Source organism: Cohnella caldifontis (assembly GCF_029360585.1).
In the GTDB taxonomy this organism is placed as follows: Bacteria; Bacillota; Bacilli; order Paenibacillales; family Paenibacillaceae; genus Cohnella; species Cohnella caldifontis.
Map to the genome: position 1 here is coordinate 15,024 of NZ_JAQZSJ010000001.1, position 17,091 is coordinate 32,114.

Here is a 17,091-nt window from a genome sequence, read left to right on the forward strand (position 1 = left end):
AATCTTTAATTTAAATATGCTATCAAATGCAGGCGGGAAGCCAGAATGGATTTTCCGGTTAATTGTTTGCATTTTCCTGCTAACGTCTTTCATAGACGCAAAACGCGTACGGCAAATCGTTCTTCTCGTCCCGAACGCCCGGCTTGCGGGAGACCAGCGCCCATTCGGCGGAGTCCAGCTCCGGGAAATAGGCGTCGCCTTCATAAGGCCGCCCGATTTCCGTCAGCAGCACTTTGTCGGCAAAGGGCAGCAGCAACCGGTAAATTTCCTCGCCGCCGATCACCATCAATTCCCGGCCGGCGCCGAGCTCAAGCGCATCTTCGGGGGAACGGACGATCATGCACCCCTCCGGCGCTTCCGTCCATGTGCGGGACAAAATGACGTTCAGACGATCCTTTAAGGGTTTGCGCAGCGACTCGAACGTTTTGCGCCCCATGAGCACCGGTTTTCCTCTCGTTTGTTCTACGAAATACGCCATGTCCGCGGGCAATTTCCACGGCAATCGGTTCTCGTTGCCGATGACGCGGTTCGATGCGGCGGCAGCGATTAAGGTAACGGTCATATCCGGAAAACCTTCTTCCGATGCAAGCTTAACGACGATATTTATTATCTTACCACATGGGAGAGATGCTGCCTACCCGAACGATATCCCGGTAACGATTCCCAATCGTTAAGATTTGGCGGAAAATAAAAGCCGGCCCGGGAATGCCGGGACGGCACGGTTCGATTCGCGATCTGTAGCGATCGGGCAAGATTGTACGGGGAGTTCCGAACGTTTCAGCCTTCGGCGGCATCCGCGCTTCCGAATATTTTCGGACCTTGCGGAGAAGTCGTATTTCCGTTCTGCTCGAGCGTGATGCCGACTTGGTCGAACCCCTGCCGGCGATCCGTCCAAGGTACGGTCAGCAGCCCGACGCCCGAGGAACCGACTTTGAACGTACCCGCGCTGTCGCGTTTTCCGTCCCGAAGAAGCCAGACGTGATACACCTGATCGCCCTCCGTCTTTGCCGTTCCGAATACGTATACGGCCAGACTCCGCTCTCCCCCGTTGTTCATGAGGCAAGCGACGCCGTACGCTCCGCTTCTCGACAAGTATGGGGACGCTTCAGAGGCGGGCGTCAGACGGTAGATTCGTTCGATTTCCGAAACCGATGCGGAAGCCGCCGGAGCGGGAGCGGTCATGAGCGAAGACGATAACGGGCCCCGTAAAACGAACCCGGCCGCGAACGCGGCGACGACGGCCATGATCACCGCCAGACGGCGCCAAGCGGTTCCGCGCGACGGCACCGTACTGAATGCGCGCGCAGGTGACGCGGAATCGCCCGAGCGGGATTGGCCGCTTCCGAAAACGGCACCCAACACCTCTTCCTTCAGATCGGCGGGAAGCTCCAGCTGCGGCGCTTCTTCGGCGAGTCGGTCCCATACGAGGCGCCATTCCGCGGCGTCTTCCCGGCATGCGGCGCAAGTGTCCAGGTGGCGCTCGAACCGTTTGCGTTCCACGTCCGACATTTCGCCGGTCATATAATCCGCAAGACCTTGGCAAAGCGCCGTGTCCCTGTTCTCCATGATCAACGTTCCTCCCTGAAGCCCTGAAGATTCCGCCGCAGCGCTTTAAGCGCTTGGTGCAGCCGGTTCTTGACGGTGCCGACCGGCTCTCCGCCCATCTCCGCGATTTCCTGCAGCGTGTACCCTTTCCAATATAAAAGCTCGATCACTCGACGTTGCGGCAGCGTTAGGCGGGAAGCCGCCGCGGCGACCTCCGAGTACTCCGAGCGGCGGACGATTTCCGCCTCCGGCCAATCCGACGGCTCGGTGCCCGGCATCCCGCCGATCCGATCCAAAGGAACGGATCCCGCATGCCTGCGCTCCCGCCTCAGCACGTCGATCGCGATATTCCGCGTAACGGTCAACAGCCAATTCGCGTAAGCGCCCTTGGACGAGTCGTATTCCGCTTTCGTCGTCCAAAGCCGCGTAAACACCAGCTGGACGATTTCCCGGGCCAGGGACTCGTTGCCGGAAGCACGTTTGGCGAATGAATAGACCAGCCTCGCATAACGGTCGTACAAGAGCTCCAGCGCTTCTCTCCGCTTCAAGCGGATGAGTTGCATCAATTCCGCGTCGGTGTGGGACGGCATCCGTTCGATACCCCTTTTTCGCCCGAATCCTTGCTTCCTCATTTTAACAGAAAAACCGGCGGACGGGGCTTTCCCGTCCGCCGCGTTCTCACGGGGCTTCAACGATGATTTTTCCTTTCATGCCGGTGTGGGGATTGCAGTAGTAACCGAAAGTTCCTGCTTGATCGAATGAAAGGGTCTTTTCTTCATCCTGGCCCAGCATGCCCGTGTCGAATTCCCCGCCGTCTCCGACGGCCGAATGCTTGACGGCATCCCGGTTGACGAATTTCACTTTGCTTCCCGTGGCGATATGGATTTCGGCCGGAGCGAAAGCGAAGTCTTTGATTTCCACGACGGCCGTTTCCGCATTTCCATCGTCTTCCCCGCCTGGGGAAGCTGAAGGTTTCTCCGACGCGGCAGGCGCGGACGAACTTGCGGACGGCTTCGCGCTATCTTGGCCGGAGGAGCGGTTGCCAGCCGGTTTTTCCGCCGCTTCGTGCTCGTGTTCGTGTTCGGCGGACGGCGTAGGCGCGGGTTTCGCAGCGGCCGGTTTCTCGGACGCGGAAGTTGCCGGGGATGGCGAGGGTGCTTCCGCGGAAACCGACGGCGTCTCGGCTGGCGTGTCGGTTGGCGCGTCGGATGCCTCGGACGTCGCGGCCGACGCGCCGGCTGACGCGGCTGCGGATCCGGAAGCCGAAGCGGAGGCCGTTGCCGACGCCGCTTGGGACGATTCCGCGGCCCCCGGATCGGACCGATTGCAAGCCGACGCCGCCAACGTCAAAGACAAGACGGCATACAGCGCGAGTCGTTTTCCCAGGGTCGTCATTGAACGATGATCTTCCCTTTCATGTGGGTCTTATGCGGTTCGCAGTAAAACTCGTACGTGCCCGGCTGATCCAGTTGGATCGTTACGGATTCCCCTTGCGAGATCAGGGGAGTCCGAAACTCGCCGTTCACCGCGACGGCGTTGTGGAAATCGTCGTCCCGGTTGACGAACGTAACGGTCGAGCCTGCTTTGACGGTGATTTCGGACGCCGAGAACGCGTAGTTTTTCATTTCGATCGTCGCGTGATCCGGCACCGCTTTCTCGGCAGCCGTCTCCGCGAACGCCGCCGGATCGACCAAGAACCAAACGTCGCCGACGCCCTGCCCTTTCGTATCTCCCCGGGCGGCGTCCTGGTACCAATAGTATAACGGATACCCTTTGTAGGTCGTCTGCTTGGCCCCGTCCGGGCGAATGATTTCCCCGAAATCCGCTGCGCTCAGACCGCTGGGAACGATGACTTGGTCGGCGTGGAACGCCGGCCATTTGACCAGGCAGTCCCCGGAGCAGACGCTGGCTCCCTTCGGGTCTTTGTCGAAGTAATATAGCGACATGCCTTTCCCGTCGACCAAATAGTTGATGTTCAGCGTCGGATCGGTTCCGATAGCGACCGAAAAGAACGGAATTTTCACCGTGTACCATACTTTGCCGACGCCGTCGCCGGTCGTGTCGCCGGGTTTCGCGTCTTTCGCCCAGTAGTACAGGGGCCATCCTTGATACGTGATCTGTTTCGTGCCGTCCGAGCGGACGAACGCTCCGAAATCCTTGCCGTCAAGCCCGTCGGCGAGCAGAAGCCGGTCGGCGCCGAAAACCGGCCAGTTCTGAAGGCAAGCGCCGGTGCAGGAGTTCAGGTCGGCCATGTCCTTCGTGAACAGGTAGAGGGTCATGCCTTTGCCGTCCGTCAGATAGAATGAGCCGTCCGCGGCTTTACGGAGGTCGATTCGGCTGCCGGCCAGCAACGACGCTTTGTCCGCGGCTATGGCGCCGCGGTCTGCGAGCGCGCCGGAGAGCGGCTTCGTGCCGTCTTTCGGCACGGCTTGCAGCGTCTCGATCAGCGCCGCCGCGAGATCCCGGTTCGTGAACGGCTGGGCGGCAGCCGCCCGGGAAAGCCCCTTGGAGGCCGCGAAAGACAGCGTATCGTGATAGGCGAAATCCGTGCCGGTCCGGTACGACAGCGATTCCAGCATCACCTTGTAAACTTGCTGGGCCGTGATCGGAGCGTTCGGGCTGAAGTTGCCGCCGCCGGTGCCGCTCCATCCCATCTCGGGATGCTGCTTCAAGTAGGCGAGCACCGGCCGGACCGCCGTACCCGCGGACGATGCGTCGGCGAACGTGTCTTGGCCCTCGAAGGCCAGCGCTTCCTTCTCTTTGCCGAGCAGCCGAAGCGTGAGAATCGCGCCTTGCAGCCGGGTTGTACGCTTCGCGAGATAAGCTTCCGTTACGCCTTGCCCGTCGCCGAGCAACACGCCGATTCGCGCCGCCAGATCGGAAGCGCGGTAGATTTGCAGCTCCGCTGACGCCGCCTTCGCCGGTGCCGTTGCCGTCGGTTCCGTTGTCGCCGCCGGGGTTGCCGAGCCTGCTCCCCCTCCGCCTTCTGCCGCATACGCGCCGAGCGGCGCCGCGATCGCGCCGGCGAGCAATAACGCCGCCGCAAGTTCCTTCAACCTTTTTCCCATGAACGTTTCCCCTTTCGTACCCAAATTCATCCAAGGAAACGCAAGGTTCGCGGAAACGGTTTGAGGGAACGAAAAAAAATCGCCCGCGCATCCGTCGCCGGATGACGCAAGCGATCCCTATTCCTTGATGATGTCCCGGTTGATCGACTCCCAGAGGTAAAACGATGCGGCGGAACGATAAGGCGTCCATTTGTGCGCGTGCTGCTCGAGGTATTTTTTGTCCGGCCTTTCCTCCATGGCGTACAGCCATTTGGCCGCGCGCTGCAAGCCGAAATCCCCGACAGACAGCACGTCCGGGCGGCCCAGTGAAAATAGGAGGAACATTTCCGCGGTCCAGCGCCCGATGCCCCGGACGGCGGATACCATCCGGATGATCTCCTCGTTCTCCATTCCGTCCAGCCGTTCCAGGTCGAGCTCCCGGCTGAGCGCCTTGGCGGACAAGTCGCGAATCGACGCGACCTTAGCCCGGGACAGGCCCGCGCCCCGCAGCGTCTCTTCGTCCAAAGCGAGCAGCGCTTCCGGGGCGATCGCCGGAACGAGCGCCCGGACGCGGCCGCGGATGACCGCCGCCGCTTTGACGGACAGCTGCTGCCCGACGATCGACATCGCCAGCGATTCGAACGGGTCCGCCGTGAGGCGGATCGTCAGCTCCCCGACGCGGTCGATCAGCCAACCCATTCGCTCGTCTGCTTGCTTCAAGGCCGCAGCTTCCGGACCGTCAAGCCGGAAGACCAGCTCGGCCGGCTTTGCGGATCCGCCCGTCATACGGCTACCGGCGCTTTGATCGCCGGATGGTGTTCGTACCCGGCGAACTCGAAATCTTCGAATTCGTAATCGAAAATGGAGTCCGGTTTGCGCTTGATGATCAGTTTCGGAAGCGGGAACGGCTCCCGGGACAGCTGCAGCTTCACTTGCTCGAGATGGTTCAGGTAGATATGCACGTCGCCGCCGGAGAAGACGAACTCCCCGGCTTCCAGTCCGCACTGCTGGGCGACCATATGGGTCAGCAGCGAGTAAGAGGCGATGTTGAACGGCAAACCGAGGAACGTGTCCACGGACCGCATCGTCAGCATGCAGCTCAGCTTGCCGCCCGCGACGTAGAATTGGAACAGCAGATGGCACGGGGGCAGCTTCATCTGGTCGATGACGGCGACGTTCCAAGCGCTGACCAGATGCCGGCGGGAATCGGGATTGTTCTTGATCGCTTCGACCACTTGCGCGATCTGGTCGATTTTACGGCCTTCCGGCCCTTCCCAAGAACGCCACTGCGAGCCGTAGACCGGACCCAAATCCCCGTTTTCGTCCGCCCACTCGTCCCAGATCGTCACGCCGTTCTCCTTCAAGTACCGGATATTCGTGTCTCCGCGCAGAAACCAGAGCAGCTCGTGGACGACGGATTTCAGGTGGATGCGTTTGGTCGTGACCAGCGGGAACCCTTCGTTCAGATCGAACCGGAGCTGGCGGCCGAATACGGAAATTGTGCCGGTCCCCGTCCGGTCCTGCTTGACCGTCCCGTGATCGAGCACGTCCTGAAGCAAATCCAAATAATTGCGCACGAAGCGACACCTCTGTTTCTCGAATTGGCCTCTTCGTATTCTATCATTCCGGCTTGTTTTCTGTCGATGCGGAGTAGCGCTGTTTCCGTCTCTGCATGCGCTGTTCGTACCGCGAGGGAGCGCTCTCGTGCAGCTTCTTCTCTTCCTCGTTCTCCGGATAGACGCCGGGCACCGGAATGGGACGGTTGTTCTCGTCGACCGCTACGAACGTGGAGAACGCCGTTACCGTCATCCTTCTTTCTCCCGTGAACAGGTTTTCGGCTTGCACGGAGCAGAACACCTCCATCGAGCTTCGATGTGTCCAAGTGACGACCGCTTCGAGCACGACCGCCTCGCCGATCCGGATCGGCGACAGGAAATCCAGGCTGTCCGTGCTGGCCGTGACGACGGGCCGGTTGCAGTGCCGGGTGGCGGCGATGGCCGCGATTTTGTCGATGTACATCATCAAGGTTCCGCCGAACATCGTGCCGTGATGGTTCGTCTCCGACGGAAAGACGAGCTCGGTCATGACCGTTCGGGACGCGCTCATCGGTTTTCCGGCGTTCGGGCTGTCGGACATGGGACGACCTCCTTGAAGGGCTGAATGAATATGGAAACATATGGGCGATATCGGGAAGGAGCTACCGGTATGACCGACTCCAAGAAGATGTCGTTCATCTTGCGCCGCTCGATGTTATTTTATCCCAGACGGAAGTCCGGCAACCCGATCTTGCGTCTTCTCGATGAAACGATATTTTGCGGGACATTCCGTCTATGCCCTAAGGTGATCTCGCAAATGAATGCGAAAGCCCTCCGGCGTTCCGTAACGGAAACGCGGAGGGCTATTCCTGTAAATGCAATCCTGGCTTACTTCGGCGCGACCGTGTGGATCGGGTGGCCCATCGCGAGTTCGGCCGTATCCATCGTGATTTCGCCGAGCGTCGGATGCGGGTGGATCGTCAGCGCGATATCCTCGACCGTCGTCCCCATCTCGATCGCGAGCGCCAGCTCCGAAATCATGGTCGACGCCTCGACGCCCGCGATTTGCGCGCCGAGCACGAGGCCGGTATCGGCGTCGTGGACGATTTTCATGAAGCCGTCGGAGCCGCCCAGCGTTACCGCGCGGCCGTTGCCTCCGAACGGGAACTTGCTGGACTTGACGTTCAGGCCCTTCTCCTTGGCTTCCTTCTCCGTGTAGCCGACGCTGGCGCATTCCGGATCGGAGAACGCCACGGCGGGAATGCACTTGTAGTCGACCTTCGAAGGCAGTCCGGCGATCGCTTCCGCGGCCACCTTCGCTTCGTAGGACGCCTTGTGCGCGAGCGCGGGGCCCGGCACGATATCCCCGATGGCATAAATATGCGGGATGCTCGTCCGGCATTGGTCGTCGACTTCGATCAATCCGCGGTCGGTCATCTTGACGCCGATCATGTCGAGACCGAGATCCCCGTCCGTGTTCGGGCGGCGGCCGACCGTCACGAGCAGGTAATCGGCGGTGACGGTTTTCGTTTCCCCGCCGACTTCATACGTGACCGTGACGTCTTTGTCGGACTGCTCGGCGCTTTGGGCTTTCGCGCCGGTGATGATGTCGACGTTCGCCTTTTTCAGCTTCTTCGCCACCAGCTGGCTCATGTCCTTGTCGAAGCCGGCCAGAATCGTGTCCAAGCCTTCCAGGATCGTTACCTGGGTGCCGAACTTGCTGTACATTTGGCCGAGCTCGATGCCGATGTAGCCGCCGCCGATGACGACGAGGCTCTTCGGCACTTCCTGCAGCGAAAGCGCCTCGGTGGAGGACAGGATCCGCCCGCCGAACGGGAACGGCTTCAGCTCGATCGGGCGCGAGCCTGTCGCGACGATGCAGTTCTTGAAGCGGTAACGCGGCGATTCCTGTTCGTTGAACAACCGGACTTCGTTTTCGTTGATGAACATGGCCTCGCCCGCGAACATCTGGACCTTGTTCGCTTTCAGCAGCATTTCCACGCCGCCGGTCATCCGGTTCACGACGGACATTTTGTATTCCTGGACTTTGCCGAAATCGACGCCGACGTTGTCCGCCTTCAGGCCGTAAGTATCGGCATGCTGCATCGCTTCATAATGGTGCGCGGCGTTGATGAGCGCCTTGGACGGGATGCAGCCGATGTTGAGGCAGACGCCTCCCCACTTGGCTTTATCCGCGATGATGACCTTCTGCCCCAGCTGCGCGGCGCGGATGGCGGCGACATAACCGCCAGGTCCGGCTCCGATGACGAGCAAGTCGATATCGAGCGAAGCGTCTCCGACGACCATATGTTACACCTCCATGACGAGAAGTTCCGGATCGCTGAGCAAGTTCTTGATGTAATTCAGGAAATTTTGGCCCGTCGCTCCGTCGATGATCCGGTGGTCGAAGCTCAGCGACAGCGCCATGACGGGTGCGGCGACGATCTCGCCGTTCTTGACGACGGGTTTCTCGGTGATCCGGCCGGTGCCGAGGATGGCGACCTCCGGGAAATTGATGACCGGCGTAAAGAACATGCCGCCGGCGGAGCCGATGTTCGTGATCGAAATCGTGCTTCCCTTCATCTCGTTCGGCGAGAGCTTGCCTTCACGGCCGCGGGACGCCAGGTCGCGGATTTCGTTCGCGATCGTCCATACGTTCTTGCGGTCGGCGTCGAAAATGACCGGGACAAGCAGTCCGTTGTCCGTATCGGTCGCGATGCCGATATTGTAGTATTTCTTATAAACGATCTCGTTCGCCGCTTCGTCGATCATGGAGTTCAGCGCCGGGAATTCGCGGCATGCGGCGACGAGCGCCTTGACGATGAAAGGCAGGTACGTCAGCTTGACGCCTTTCTTCTCGGCGATCGGCTTCGCGCGGCTGCGAAGCGCCACCAGCGCCGATACGTCGACTTCGTCCATCAGCGTGACGTGCGGAGCCGTGTACACCGACTTGACCATCGCGTTCGCGATCGCCTTGCGGATGCCTTTGAACGGCACGCGTTCCTCGGCGCCGGGACCGGCCGGGACGGCTGCCGCCGCAGGACGAGCCGCCGCGGGAGCCTCGGCTTGCGCGGCCGGAGCCGTTGCTGCGGGCGCGGCTGCTGCGCCGCCGGCTTTATATGCGTTCACGTCTTCGCGGGTAATGCGTCCGTTTTTGCCCGTGCCCTTCACTTCGGCGAGATTGACGCCTAGCTCGCGGGCGTACTTGCGCACGCTCGGGGTCGCCAGCACCGGGCCGTCAACCGCGGTCGCGGAAGCCGCCGCCGGCGCTGCGGCCGGAGCCGGAGCCGCGGGTTCCTGCGCGGGCTGGCCTTTCGTGTCGGCGCCGCCGACCGCGCTATTGCCGCTCGCGCCGCCTGCGGCCTGGGCATGGCCTTCCGCCGCCGGCGCTTGCTCCGGCAAATCCCCTTCGGCCTCGATGACGGCGACGACTTCGCCGACATGCATGACCTGCCCGTCCTTCGCGAACACTTCGAGCACTTTGCCGTTCACCGGACAAGGCACTTCCACGATCGCCTTGTCGTTCTGAACTTCCATGATGATATCTTCGTCCGTCACCGTCTGGCCCGGCGCGATGAGCATTTTGACGATTTCGCCTTCATGCAGCCCTTCGCCGAGCTCCGGAAACCGATATTCGAATCTGGCCACGTGACACCCTCCTCTAGATCCCCTGCAGAACGAATCCGCTTAGAACTGCAGCACTTGATTGACGTATTTGACGATGCGCGCCGGATTCGGCAGCCAGACGTCTTCGATCTGCGCGAACGGGTATACCGTATCCGGAGGGGCGCAGCGCAGCACGGGCGCCTCCAGGTGCAAGATCGCCTTCTCGTTGATCTGGGCGATGATTTCGGCGGCGGCGCCGGCCGTTTTCTGGGCTTCTTGCACGACGATCGCGCGGTTCGTCTTCTGGATCGAAGCGACGATCGTGTCGATATCGAGCGGCACCAGCGTGCGAACGTCGATGACCTCGGCTTGCACGCCGGCTTTTTCCAGCTCCTCCGCCGCTTTCAGCGCGGTATGAACCATGAGTCCGTATGCGATAATCGTGACGTCCTTGCCTTCCCGAACGACCTTCGCCTTGCCGATCGGCACCGTGTAGTCGCCTTCCGGCACTTCGTCCCGGAATGCATGGTACAAGTTCAAATGCTCCATGAAAAAGACCGGATCGTTGTCCCGGATCGCCGAGATCAGAAGACCTTTGGCATCGTACGGATTGGAAGGAATGACGACCTTGATGCCCGGCGTTTGGATGGCCAGGCCTTCAAGCGCGTCCGTGTGCAGCTCGGCTGCCTTGACTCCGCCGCCGAACGGCGTGCGGAACACGATCGGCGCGTTGTAACGGCCGCCCGAACGGTAACGCAAACGCGCGGCTTGAACGAACATTTGGTCGAGCGCTTCGAAAATAAACCCGACGAACTGGATTTCGGCGACCGGGCGGAACCCTTGCGTGCCGAGGCCGACGGCCAAGCCGCCGATGGCGGATTCCGCGAGCGGCGTGTCGAATACCCGCGTTTCGCCGAATTCGCCCTGCAATCCTTCGGTCGCGCGGAACACGCCGCCGACCTTGCCGACGTCCTCGCCGAATACGAGAACGTTCGGGTCGCGCTTCAGTTCGACCCGCATCGCGTCGCGGATCGCTTCTTTCATATTCATTTGCGCCATGGTGATTAACTCCCCCGTCTATGGATCCGAATGCGAACCAAGATTATTCGTCACGTTGCGTCAACCTGATCTTCGCCTTTGAAGCGATCGACGGTTAACCCAGGAAATCGGCTTTTTGCTCTTCCAGGTGCGGCGGCGTTTGCTCGAACATCGAGTCGATCAGGCCGGGCACGGTCATTTTCTCCGTCTGTTCCGCTTTCTTGATATGCTCGTTCACGGCGGCTTTCGCTTCTTCCTTCACGCGCGCCGTGTCTTCCTCGGACCACAGGCCCTTTTTCTCCAAATATTTGCCGAAACGCACGAGCGGGTCTTTCTCGCTCCACGCCGCTTCTTCCTCTTTCGTGCGGTACTTCGTCGTGTCGTCCGCCATGGAGTGCGGGCGATAGCGGTACGTCAAGCCCTCGATCAAGGTCGCGCCGCCGCCGTTCCGGGCGATTTCGGCCGCTTCGCGGACCGCGGCGATGACGGCGAGCACGTCCATGCCGTCCACTTGAATGCCGCGGACGCCCGCCGCCAGCGCCTTATGCGCGATCGATTGTGCGCCCGTCTGCTTGGCGAAAGGCGTGGTGATGGCGTAGCCGTTGTTTTGCACGAAGTAGATGACCGGAAGTTTGAACGACCCGGCGAAGTTCAAGCCTTCGTAAAAATCGCCTTCGGACGAGCCGCCGTCGCCGGTGTACGTGATCGCGACGCGTTTCTCGTTCTTCAGCTTGAAGCTCATGCCGATGCCCGTCGCATGCAGGATTTGCGCCCCGATGATGATTTGGGGCATGAGCACGTTGACGCCTTCGGGGATTTGCCCGCCGTGCTGGTGGCCGCGGGAGTACAAGAACGCCTGGTACAGCGGCAGGCCGTGCCAGACGATCTGCGGCATGTCGCGGTAACCGGGGCAAATATAGTCATCCTTGGTAAGCGCGTATTCGCTTCCGACCATCGTCGCTTCCTGGCCGGAGACCGGCGCGTAGAAGCCGAGGCGCCCTTGCCGCCCCAGGTTGATCGCCCGCTCGTCCCACGTGCGGGTAAACACCATGCGGTACATGATTTCTTTCAGTTGGTCGTCCGACAAATCCGGCAAAAATTCGGAATTGACGACTTCCCCCTCGGGGGACAATACGCGCAGCGGCTCGACATCGGCGGAACGCACTTCGTGGGCGCGCGCGCCGGCGGCCGGAGCCGTAACTTCCATCGATACTTTGCTCATCGGGTTCACCTCGTCTTGATTTGTGGAAGAGGAGTTTCTGTTATAGAATTATTATACTTCTGTTTAAGTCATTTGGTCAAAGAAAAACGCTGATTTCCCTTGTATTTGTTAGGTTCGTCGCGCATTTTGTTTATATAACAGTAATTTAATTATTGTATAACAAGTTAGTACACTTTCCTTCAAATTCCCCCATTGGTTTTCCCTTGGGCGCGAAATCCCATACCTTGCCGCTGGAGGAGATTCCATGACCGCAGAACCGTACACCAAGCGCACCGTCGTTCGACACGAAACGACGAGCCGATACTTGCCGGAGGGCGGGCGTTCGCTCCGCGTATACTTGCCGCCCGGCTACCAGGAAACGATCGGCTACCCGGTCGTTTACTGTCAGGACGGCGAGGACTTTTTCAATTTCGGCCGTATCGCCACGATTTCCCAGAAGCTGATCCTGGAGGAAGACTGGGAACCGTTCGTCGTCGTCGGCGTCGACGTCGACAAAAAGCTCCGGACTTCCGAATACATGCCGGGCGGGGAGCGCCACGACTCGTATACCCGTTTCTTCGCCGAAGAGCTGCTGCCGGACGTCGAGTCCCGCTTCTCCGTCCGCCGTTCGCCCGCCGAACGGGTGCTGGCCGGCGATTCGCTCGGCGCTTCGGTCTCGCTCAGCCTGGCGCTCCGGTACCCTTCCCTGTTCACGCGCGTGTTGTCTTTGTCCGGCGCTTACTACGAGGGTTCCATCGAACAAGTCCGTGTGCAAAGAGAATTGTCGTACTTGCGGATTTGGATGCTGGCGGGTTTGCAGGAGACCGCGTACGAAACCGATCGGGGAACGTTCGATTTCCTCGCGCTCAACCGGGACATGAAACGGCTGCTGGAGGCTAAAGGGGCCGTTATCCGCTATGGCGAAAAAGACGGCGAGCACAAATGGGGCTTCTGGCAGCGGGAACTGCCGGAGGCGCTCTCGGCTTTCCTCGGACCTTCGCCGGTGCTGTAACGGCATGGTCTCTACCTGTTCGGTCACCGATCGCGAATGAAGCTGTTTCGCCGCTAGTCACCGATAGAACGTCCGCTCTAAAACCGTGTCCTCTCTATCGCCGAACCCCTGACTAAGCCCCGCTCAGGGGCTTATCCCGGCGGAATCACTTTTCAGTCCTCCACATAAGCCCTCCTCGGGGGCTTATCCGGCGGATTCAATCCCCCGTCACCCATGTTAACCCTCCTCGCGAGCTTAACCCGACGGACACAACCTCCGTCAACCATGATAGCCCTAGAAAAGAAGTAAATCCGAGGCCTCGCTCCCCAAACGCTAGGTCCCCCCCCGTTAGGGGTCAATCGATCTAATAATGGTGCCGCAATCTGGCCGATCCGAAGAAGGGTCGAATTCAAACTACCGTTTTCCCATCTCCGTCGCTCCGCTTAACGGACACAGTTGCCGTTATTGGATTTATACTTCGACCGCTCGAATTCTAACGGACATCGCCGCACTTATTGGGTCCGATTCACGGCTTGCAACCGCGATTCGTGGCCGATAAGGGCTGTCCTGTCCGTTACGTTTCGAGAATGAGCGTTTTGGGTCAAATAGCGGCGCTGGTGTCCGTTAAAATCAACAACAGCACAATCCTTATCGAATGCGAAGACGGGCTTCCATCCAATTCCCAATTGAACGGCGTATCGAATTGAACCCGAATTCCGGAAAGATCTCCTCGGCTGAAATGGATACCCGCCGACTGTACGCAAATCGAGAACGGGAAACAAAAAAAGAACCGCAGGGGATCCGGCTGATCCAGCCTCCACCCAACGGTTCTTCTCTTTCCTGATCCCTCATTTCCCGTCGAACAACCGTCCCATCTCGTCCATGAGGCGCTTGATTTCGTCTTCCCCGCCGCGCCCCTCCCGGTGGAACGCTTCGAGCCGGGCGCGGATTTCCGCGGCGATGCCGTCGTAAGCTTCCGCGTTGTCCGCGGCACCCGACGGGTCGTACCACGCGTATCCGCCGGACGGACCGTTGCGCAAATAGGGGCGGTTCCAAAACTCGGGATAGGCGAACTCCGGAGCGCCCAGCGCAAGGGCGATCACGTCGTCGTGTTCCAGCGGCATCAGATGGTGGTAAATCTCTTCGGCTCCGCCGGCGGCCACGTTCAGGTGCCGAACGGCGTAATGCAAATAATGCTCGCCGGTTTCTTTGTCTTTCTCGACGAGGTAGGCTTCGTTCTCCTCATCGGCCAGCGTCTTGACCGTCTCGAGACGCTCCGCGAGCATGTCGTCCGACACGACTCGCAAATTCGCGAAGGATACCGGGGGAAACGCCGTCATCGCAGTCCCTCCTCTAATCGGGCGTTTGACGGAGAGTCAAACTTCCGCCTTTTTCCGGATCCGCTCCAGGAGCCGCCTGCAGCCGGCCTCCACGAGCTCGTACACTTCCTCGAAATTGCCGGTGTAATACGGATCCGGCACGTCCTCGAATCCTTTCTCCGGCAACAGCGACATGAAACGGATGATTTCCGCCCGCGATCCGGGCCGCAGCCGTGCGCGGATGTCCCTCTCGTTGCTCGCGTCCATGGCGACGATCAGGTCATGCCGCTCCCCGTCTTCCGGGGTCAGCTTGCTGGCCCGCATTCCCTCGAAGGAAATGCCGTGGGCCGACAGCAGCCGACGCGTGCCTTCGTGCGGCGGCTTGCCGAGATGCCAGTCCCCGGTGCCCGCCGAATGGACGGAAATCGCATTCTCCAACCCTTCCTTGCGGACCAGATCCCGGAACACCGCTTCCGCCATCGGAGAACGGCAAATATTGCCCAAACAGACGAACAAAACGGAAATGCCCACGTTCCGTCACCCTCCAATTCCCGTATGCCGGCCGGCCGGCAATTTGCGCCGGGGCAGCTTCCAATGGTAATACACGGACAACATCCGGAACACGACGACCAATAGGAACAATCCGATCAGATGCCAGGATGCCGTCAGATGCAGAGCGCCAACCGCGAGTCCGGCCAAAATCGCCCATACGGCATAGATCTCGTCGCGCAGCACCAGCGGTTTGCGGCCGGCCATCATGTCGCGGATCATCCCGCCGCCGATGCCGGTCAGCATCGCCGCCGTCATCACCGCGCTGATCGGCAATCCCGCGTGGACCGCGTACAGCGCTCCTTGAATGGCGAAGGCCGACAGCCCGATCGCGTCGAAGAAGGCTTCCCCTTTCTTCCAATGGTGGATCAAGGAAATCGGCATCACGAACACGACGAGAATGGAGACGATCGCGGTTTTCAGAAATACGCCTTGGTTCCACAGCGTCGTGACCGGCACGCCGATGAGCAAGTTCCGGATGACGCCGCCCCCGAAAGCCGTGACCAGCCCGAGCACGAACACGCCCAATATATCATACTCTTCTTCCATCGCCACAAGCGCGCCGCTGGCGGCGAAAGCGACGATGCCGATGAAGCTGAACAATTGAAAAATGTCGAAATCCACCGCATTCGATCCTCCGTCCGTGTCGGTCTTGCGAACCCTCCTCATTGTATGGCGGCGGCCGAAGTTTCCGCAATGGTAATTTTCCGCGGTTTTCGGACCTGCGAACCATGGCGCGTTCCGCTTCCGCATCGGTTATACTGGTGACAGGAATAGCCAAACATCGGGAGGAGACGTCATCATGGAACGGGCATCGGACAACGGCCGGCGGGCCGTCATTTTCGCGGGGGGCCGCCTCGGCCCCTGGGCGCTGGAGGAACTCCGTCCGGACGACTATTTAATCGGCGCGGACAGCGGCGCGGATTTCCTGCTCGTCCATGGCCGGGTCCTGGACCTGGCGGTCGGCGATTTCGATTCGGTCCCGCCGGACAGGCTGTCCCGGATCCGGGACGCCGCCCGGGAGACGATCGCGGTCGACGCCGTGGATAAGGACTGGACCGATACCGAGCTGGCGCTGCGGGAAGCCTTGGACCGCGGATTCGCCGACATTCGGATCGCGGGAGGGCTCGGCAGCCGGTTCGACCACAGCCTGGCCAACGTCCACCTGCTGCGGCAGGCGAAAGAACGCGGAGCCCAGGCGGTGTTGGCGGACGAGTATAACGAAATCCGCCTCTGCGACGGCAAGTGCCGGCTGGAGGCGGATCCGCGTTACCCTTACGTATCCCTGCTTCCCCTTACGGTGATCGTTACCGGCGTCACCTTGGACGGTTTTCGCTACCCGCTTCACGAGGCCACGCTGCAGTTGGGCTGGTCGATCGGCATCAGCAACGTGCTGGAAGCCGGGACGGGAAGCATCTCCTTGTCCGACGGGCTGCTTCTCGTCATCCGCAGCCGCGATTAGACGGGGATTCGCATCCCCAGCTCGGCCAGCCGGACGTGGGCCGGCAATGCGTAATCGAGGCGCGCGTCCACGTCGTGGGACAGATGCGTAAACAGCACCCGTTTCGCCCCGACTTCCTGCACCAGCCGCAGACCTTCTTCCATGTCGTACAGGGAGCGCGTCTCCATCGGAAACGGCTCCCGTACGTATCCGGTGCCCAGAATGAGAAGGTCCAGCCCGTGCAGCGGCTCTTTCTCTAATGCGGACAAGTTGATCGCGTCGGAGCAATACGCCCAAGCTTTTCCGTCCTTCGGATCATCGAAGCGGTACGCGTAGGAAAAGCCGTTTTTGCCGTGATTGACTTTCCAAGGACGGATGCGCCATTTTCCGTAGGCCATCCCATCGTCGTTCGCGTTCAACCGAAGCCGGGATCCGATCCAAGGGAACCGTACCCGCAATTCCTCCAACACTTCCCGCGGGGCGTACACCTCGGCGGGCCGTTCGAGCCACCGGCAGGCGTCATACCAATCCACGACGCCGCCGATATGGTCGAAATGCGCATGCGTCAACAGCCCCTGCGTCACTTCCCGCACCCCGAGACGCTCCATTTGCTCCCGCCAGTCCGGGCCGCAATCCAGCAGAAGCGGCGCCTCCCCGTCTTCCAGCAGCCAGAGGGAAGATCGCAGCCGCCGGTTGATCCCGGAAGTCCTCGCCTCCGCGCAAACGCCGCAATCGCAGTAGACGCGCGGCGTGCCCATCGAGTCCCCTTGCCCTAGCACCGTGATATCCATCCGAGCTCAATCCCCCCCATTGCCAACA

At 60.6% G+C, this 17,091-nt stretch carries 18 protein-coding genes; 2 read left to right on the top strand and 16 right to left on the bottom strand.

The window, feature by feature from the left end:
• Window positions 1-79 precede the first annotated feature (79 nt).
• The 12 genes from PTZ19_RS00095 to pdhA all read right to left on the bottom strand — a co-directional run bounded on the left by PTZ19_RS00095 (window position 80) and on the right by pdhA (window position 11,978).
• Complete coding sequence (locus PTZ19_RS00095) at window positions 80-562, bottom strand: dihydrofolate reductase (RefSeq protein WP_276351374.1); 483 nt, start codon at window positions 560-562, stop codon at window positions 80-82.
• Window positions 563-777: 215 nt separating this feature from the next.
• Window positions 778-1,566, bottom strand: a complete 789-nt coding sequence (locus tag PTZ19_RS00100) for an anti-sigma factor (protein WP_276351376.1) — start codon at window positions 1,564-1,566, stop codon at window positions 778-780.
• A 2-nt stretch (window positions 1,567-1,568) separates the two neighbouring features.
• Window positions 1,569-2,135 carry an RNA polymerase sigma factor gene (locus PTZ19_RS00105; protein ID WP_276351377.1) on the bottom strand — a complete coding sequence of 189 codons (567 nt, stop codon included), beginning with the start codon at window positions 2,133-2,135 and terminating at the stop codon, window positions 1,569-1,571.
• An 88-nt stretch (window positions 2,136-2,223) separates the two neighbouring features.
• Window positions 2,224-2,940, bottom strand: coding sequence for a cupredoxin domain-containing protein (locus PTZ19_RS00110; protein ID WP_276351378.1), 717 nt, complete (start codon window positions 2,938-2,940; stop codon window positions 2,224-2,226).
• Window positions 2,937-4,613, bottom strand: coding sequence for a plastocyanin/azurin family copper-binding protein (locus PTZ19_RS00115; RefSeq protein ID WP_276351379.1), 1,677 nt, complete (start codon window positions 4,611-4,613; stop codon window positions 2,937-2,939). Before PTZ19_RS00115 ends, PTZ19_RS00110 begins: the two co-directional genes overlap by 4 nt.
• A 117-nt stretch (window positions 4,614-4,730) precedes the next feature.
• Entirely contained in the window at window positions 4,731-5,312 is a 582-nt protein-coding gene (locus PTZ19_RS00120) for a DNA-3-methyladenine glycosylase family protein (protein WP_276351380.1), read from the bottom strand.
• Window positions 5,313-5,374: 62 nt separating this feature from the next.
• Window positions 5,375-6,169, bottom strand: coding sequence for a thymidylate synthase (gene thyA, locus PTZ19_RS00125; RefSeq protein WP_276351381.1), 795 nt, complete (start codon window positions 6,167-6,169; stop codon window positions 5,375-5,377).
• 43 nt (window positions 6,170-6,212) lie between these two features.
• Window positions 6,213-6,728 (bottom strand): acyl-CoA thioesterase, encoded by a 516-nt coding sequence (locus PTZ19_RS00130; protein WP_276351382.1) that lies wholly within the window; start codon window positions 6,726-6,728, stop codon window positions 6,213-6,215.
• A gap of 287 nt (window positions 6,729-7,015) precedes the next feature.
• Window positions 7,016-8,434 carry a dihydrolipoyl dehydrogenase gene (lpdA, locus tag PTZ19_RS00135; RefSeq protein WP_276351383.1) on the bottom strand — a complete coding sequence of 473 codons (1,419 nt, stop codon included), beginning with the start codon at window positions 8,432-8,434 and terminating at the stop codon, window positions 7,016-7,018.
• 3 nt (window positions 8,435-8,437) lie between these two features.
• Complete coding sequence (locus PTZ19_RS00140; RefSeq protein WP_276351384.1) at window positions 8,438-9,775, bottom strand: dihydrolipoamide acetyltransferase family protein; 1,338 nt, start codon at window positions 9,773-9,775, stop codon at window positions 8,438-8,440.
• A 39-nt stretch (window positions 9,776-9,814) separates the two neighbouring features.
• A complete protein-coding gene (locus PTZ19_RS00145; RefSeq protein ID WP_276351385.1) occupies window positions 9,815-10,792 on the bottom strand; it encodes an alpha-ketoacid dehydrogenase subunit beta in 978 nt (325 codons plus the stop codon).
• A gap of 94 nt (window positions 10,793-10,886) precedes the next feature.
• The gene (gene pdhA, locus PTZ19_RS00150; protein WP_422614959.1) at window positions 10,887-11,978 is read right to left on the bottom strand and encodes a pyruvate dehydrogenase (acetyl-transferring) E1 component subunit alpha; all 1,092 of its coding nucleotides are present in this window, start codon (window positions 11,976-11,978) and stop codon (window positions 10,887-10,889) included.
• A 259-nt stretch (window positions 11,979-12,237) separates the two neighbouring features.
• Here pdhA and PTZ19_RS00155 point away from each other — a divergent pair, with 259 nt between their 5' ends.
• Entirely contained in the window at window positions 12,238-12,984 is a 747-nt protein-coding gene (locus PTZ19_RS00155; RefSeq protein WP_276351388.1) for an alpha/beta hydrolase, read from the top strand.
• An 827-nt stretch (window positions 12,985-13,811) separates the two neighbouring features.
• Here the strand turns inward: PTZ19_RS00155 and PTZ19_RS00160 are convergent.
• Genes PTZ19_RS00160 through PTZ19_RS00170 form a run of 3 tightly spaced genes read right to left on the bottom strand, consistent with a single transcriptional unit; the run spans window position 13,812 to window position 15,455 of the window.
• Complete coding sequence (locus PTZ19_RS00160) at window positions 13,812-14,303, bottom strand: hypothetical protein (RefSeq protein WP_276351389.1); 492 nt, start codon at window positions 14,301-14,303, stop codon at window positions 13,812-13,814.
• Between the two features lie 36 nt (window positions 14,304-14,339).
• Complete coding sequence (locus PTZ19_RS00165) at window positions 14,340-14,813, bottom strand: low molecular weight protein-tyrosine-phosphatase (protein ID WP_276351390.1); 474 nt, start codon at window positions 14,811-14,813, stop codon at window positions 14,340-14,342.
• A 6-nt stretch (window positions 14,814-14,819) separates the two neighbouring features.
• Window positions 14,820-15,455 carry a trimeric intracellular cation channel family protein gene (locus PTZ19_RS00170; RefSeq protein WP_276351392.1) on the bottom strand — a complete coding sequence of 212 codons (636 nt, stop codon included), beginning with the start codon at window positions 15,453-15,455 and terminating at the stop codon, window positions 14,820-14,822.
• Window positions 15,456-15,633: 178 nt separating this feature from the next.
• On the opposite strand from PTZ19_RS00170, the gene PTZ19_RS00175 reads away from it, so the two are divergent.
• Window positions 15,634-16,293, top strand: coding sequence for a thiamine diphosphokinase (locus tag PTZ19_RS00175; RefSeq protein ID WP_276351393.1), 660 nt, complete (start codon window positions 15,634-15,636; stop codon window positions 16,291-16,293).
• On the opposite strand, the gene PTZ19_RS00180 is transcribed toward PTZ19_RS00175, so the two are convergent.
• Complete coding sequence (locus PTZ19_RS00180) at window positions 16,290-17,063, bottom strand: MBL fold metallo-hydrolase (RefSeq protein ID WP_276351394.1); 774 nt, start codon at window positions 17,061-17,063, stop codon at window positions 16,290-16,292. The two genes, PTZ19_RS00175 and PTZ19_RS00180, sit on opposite strands and share 4 nt — an antisense overlap.
• Window positions 17,064-17,091: the final 28 nt, after the last annotated feature.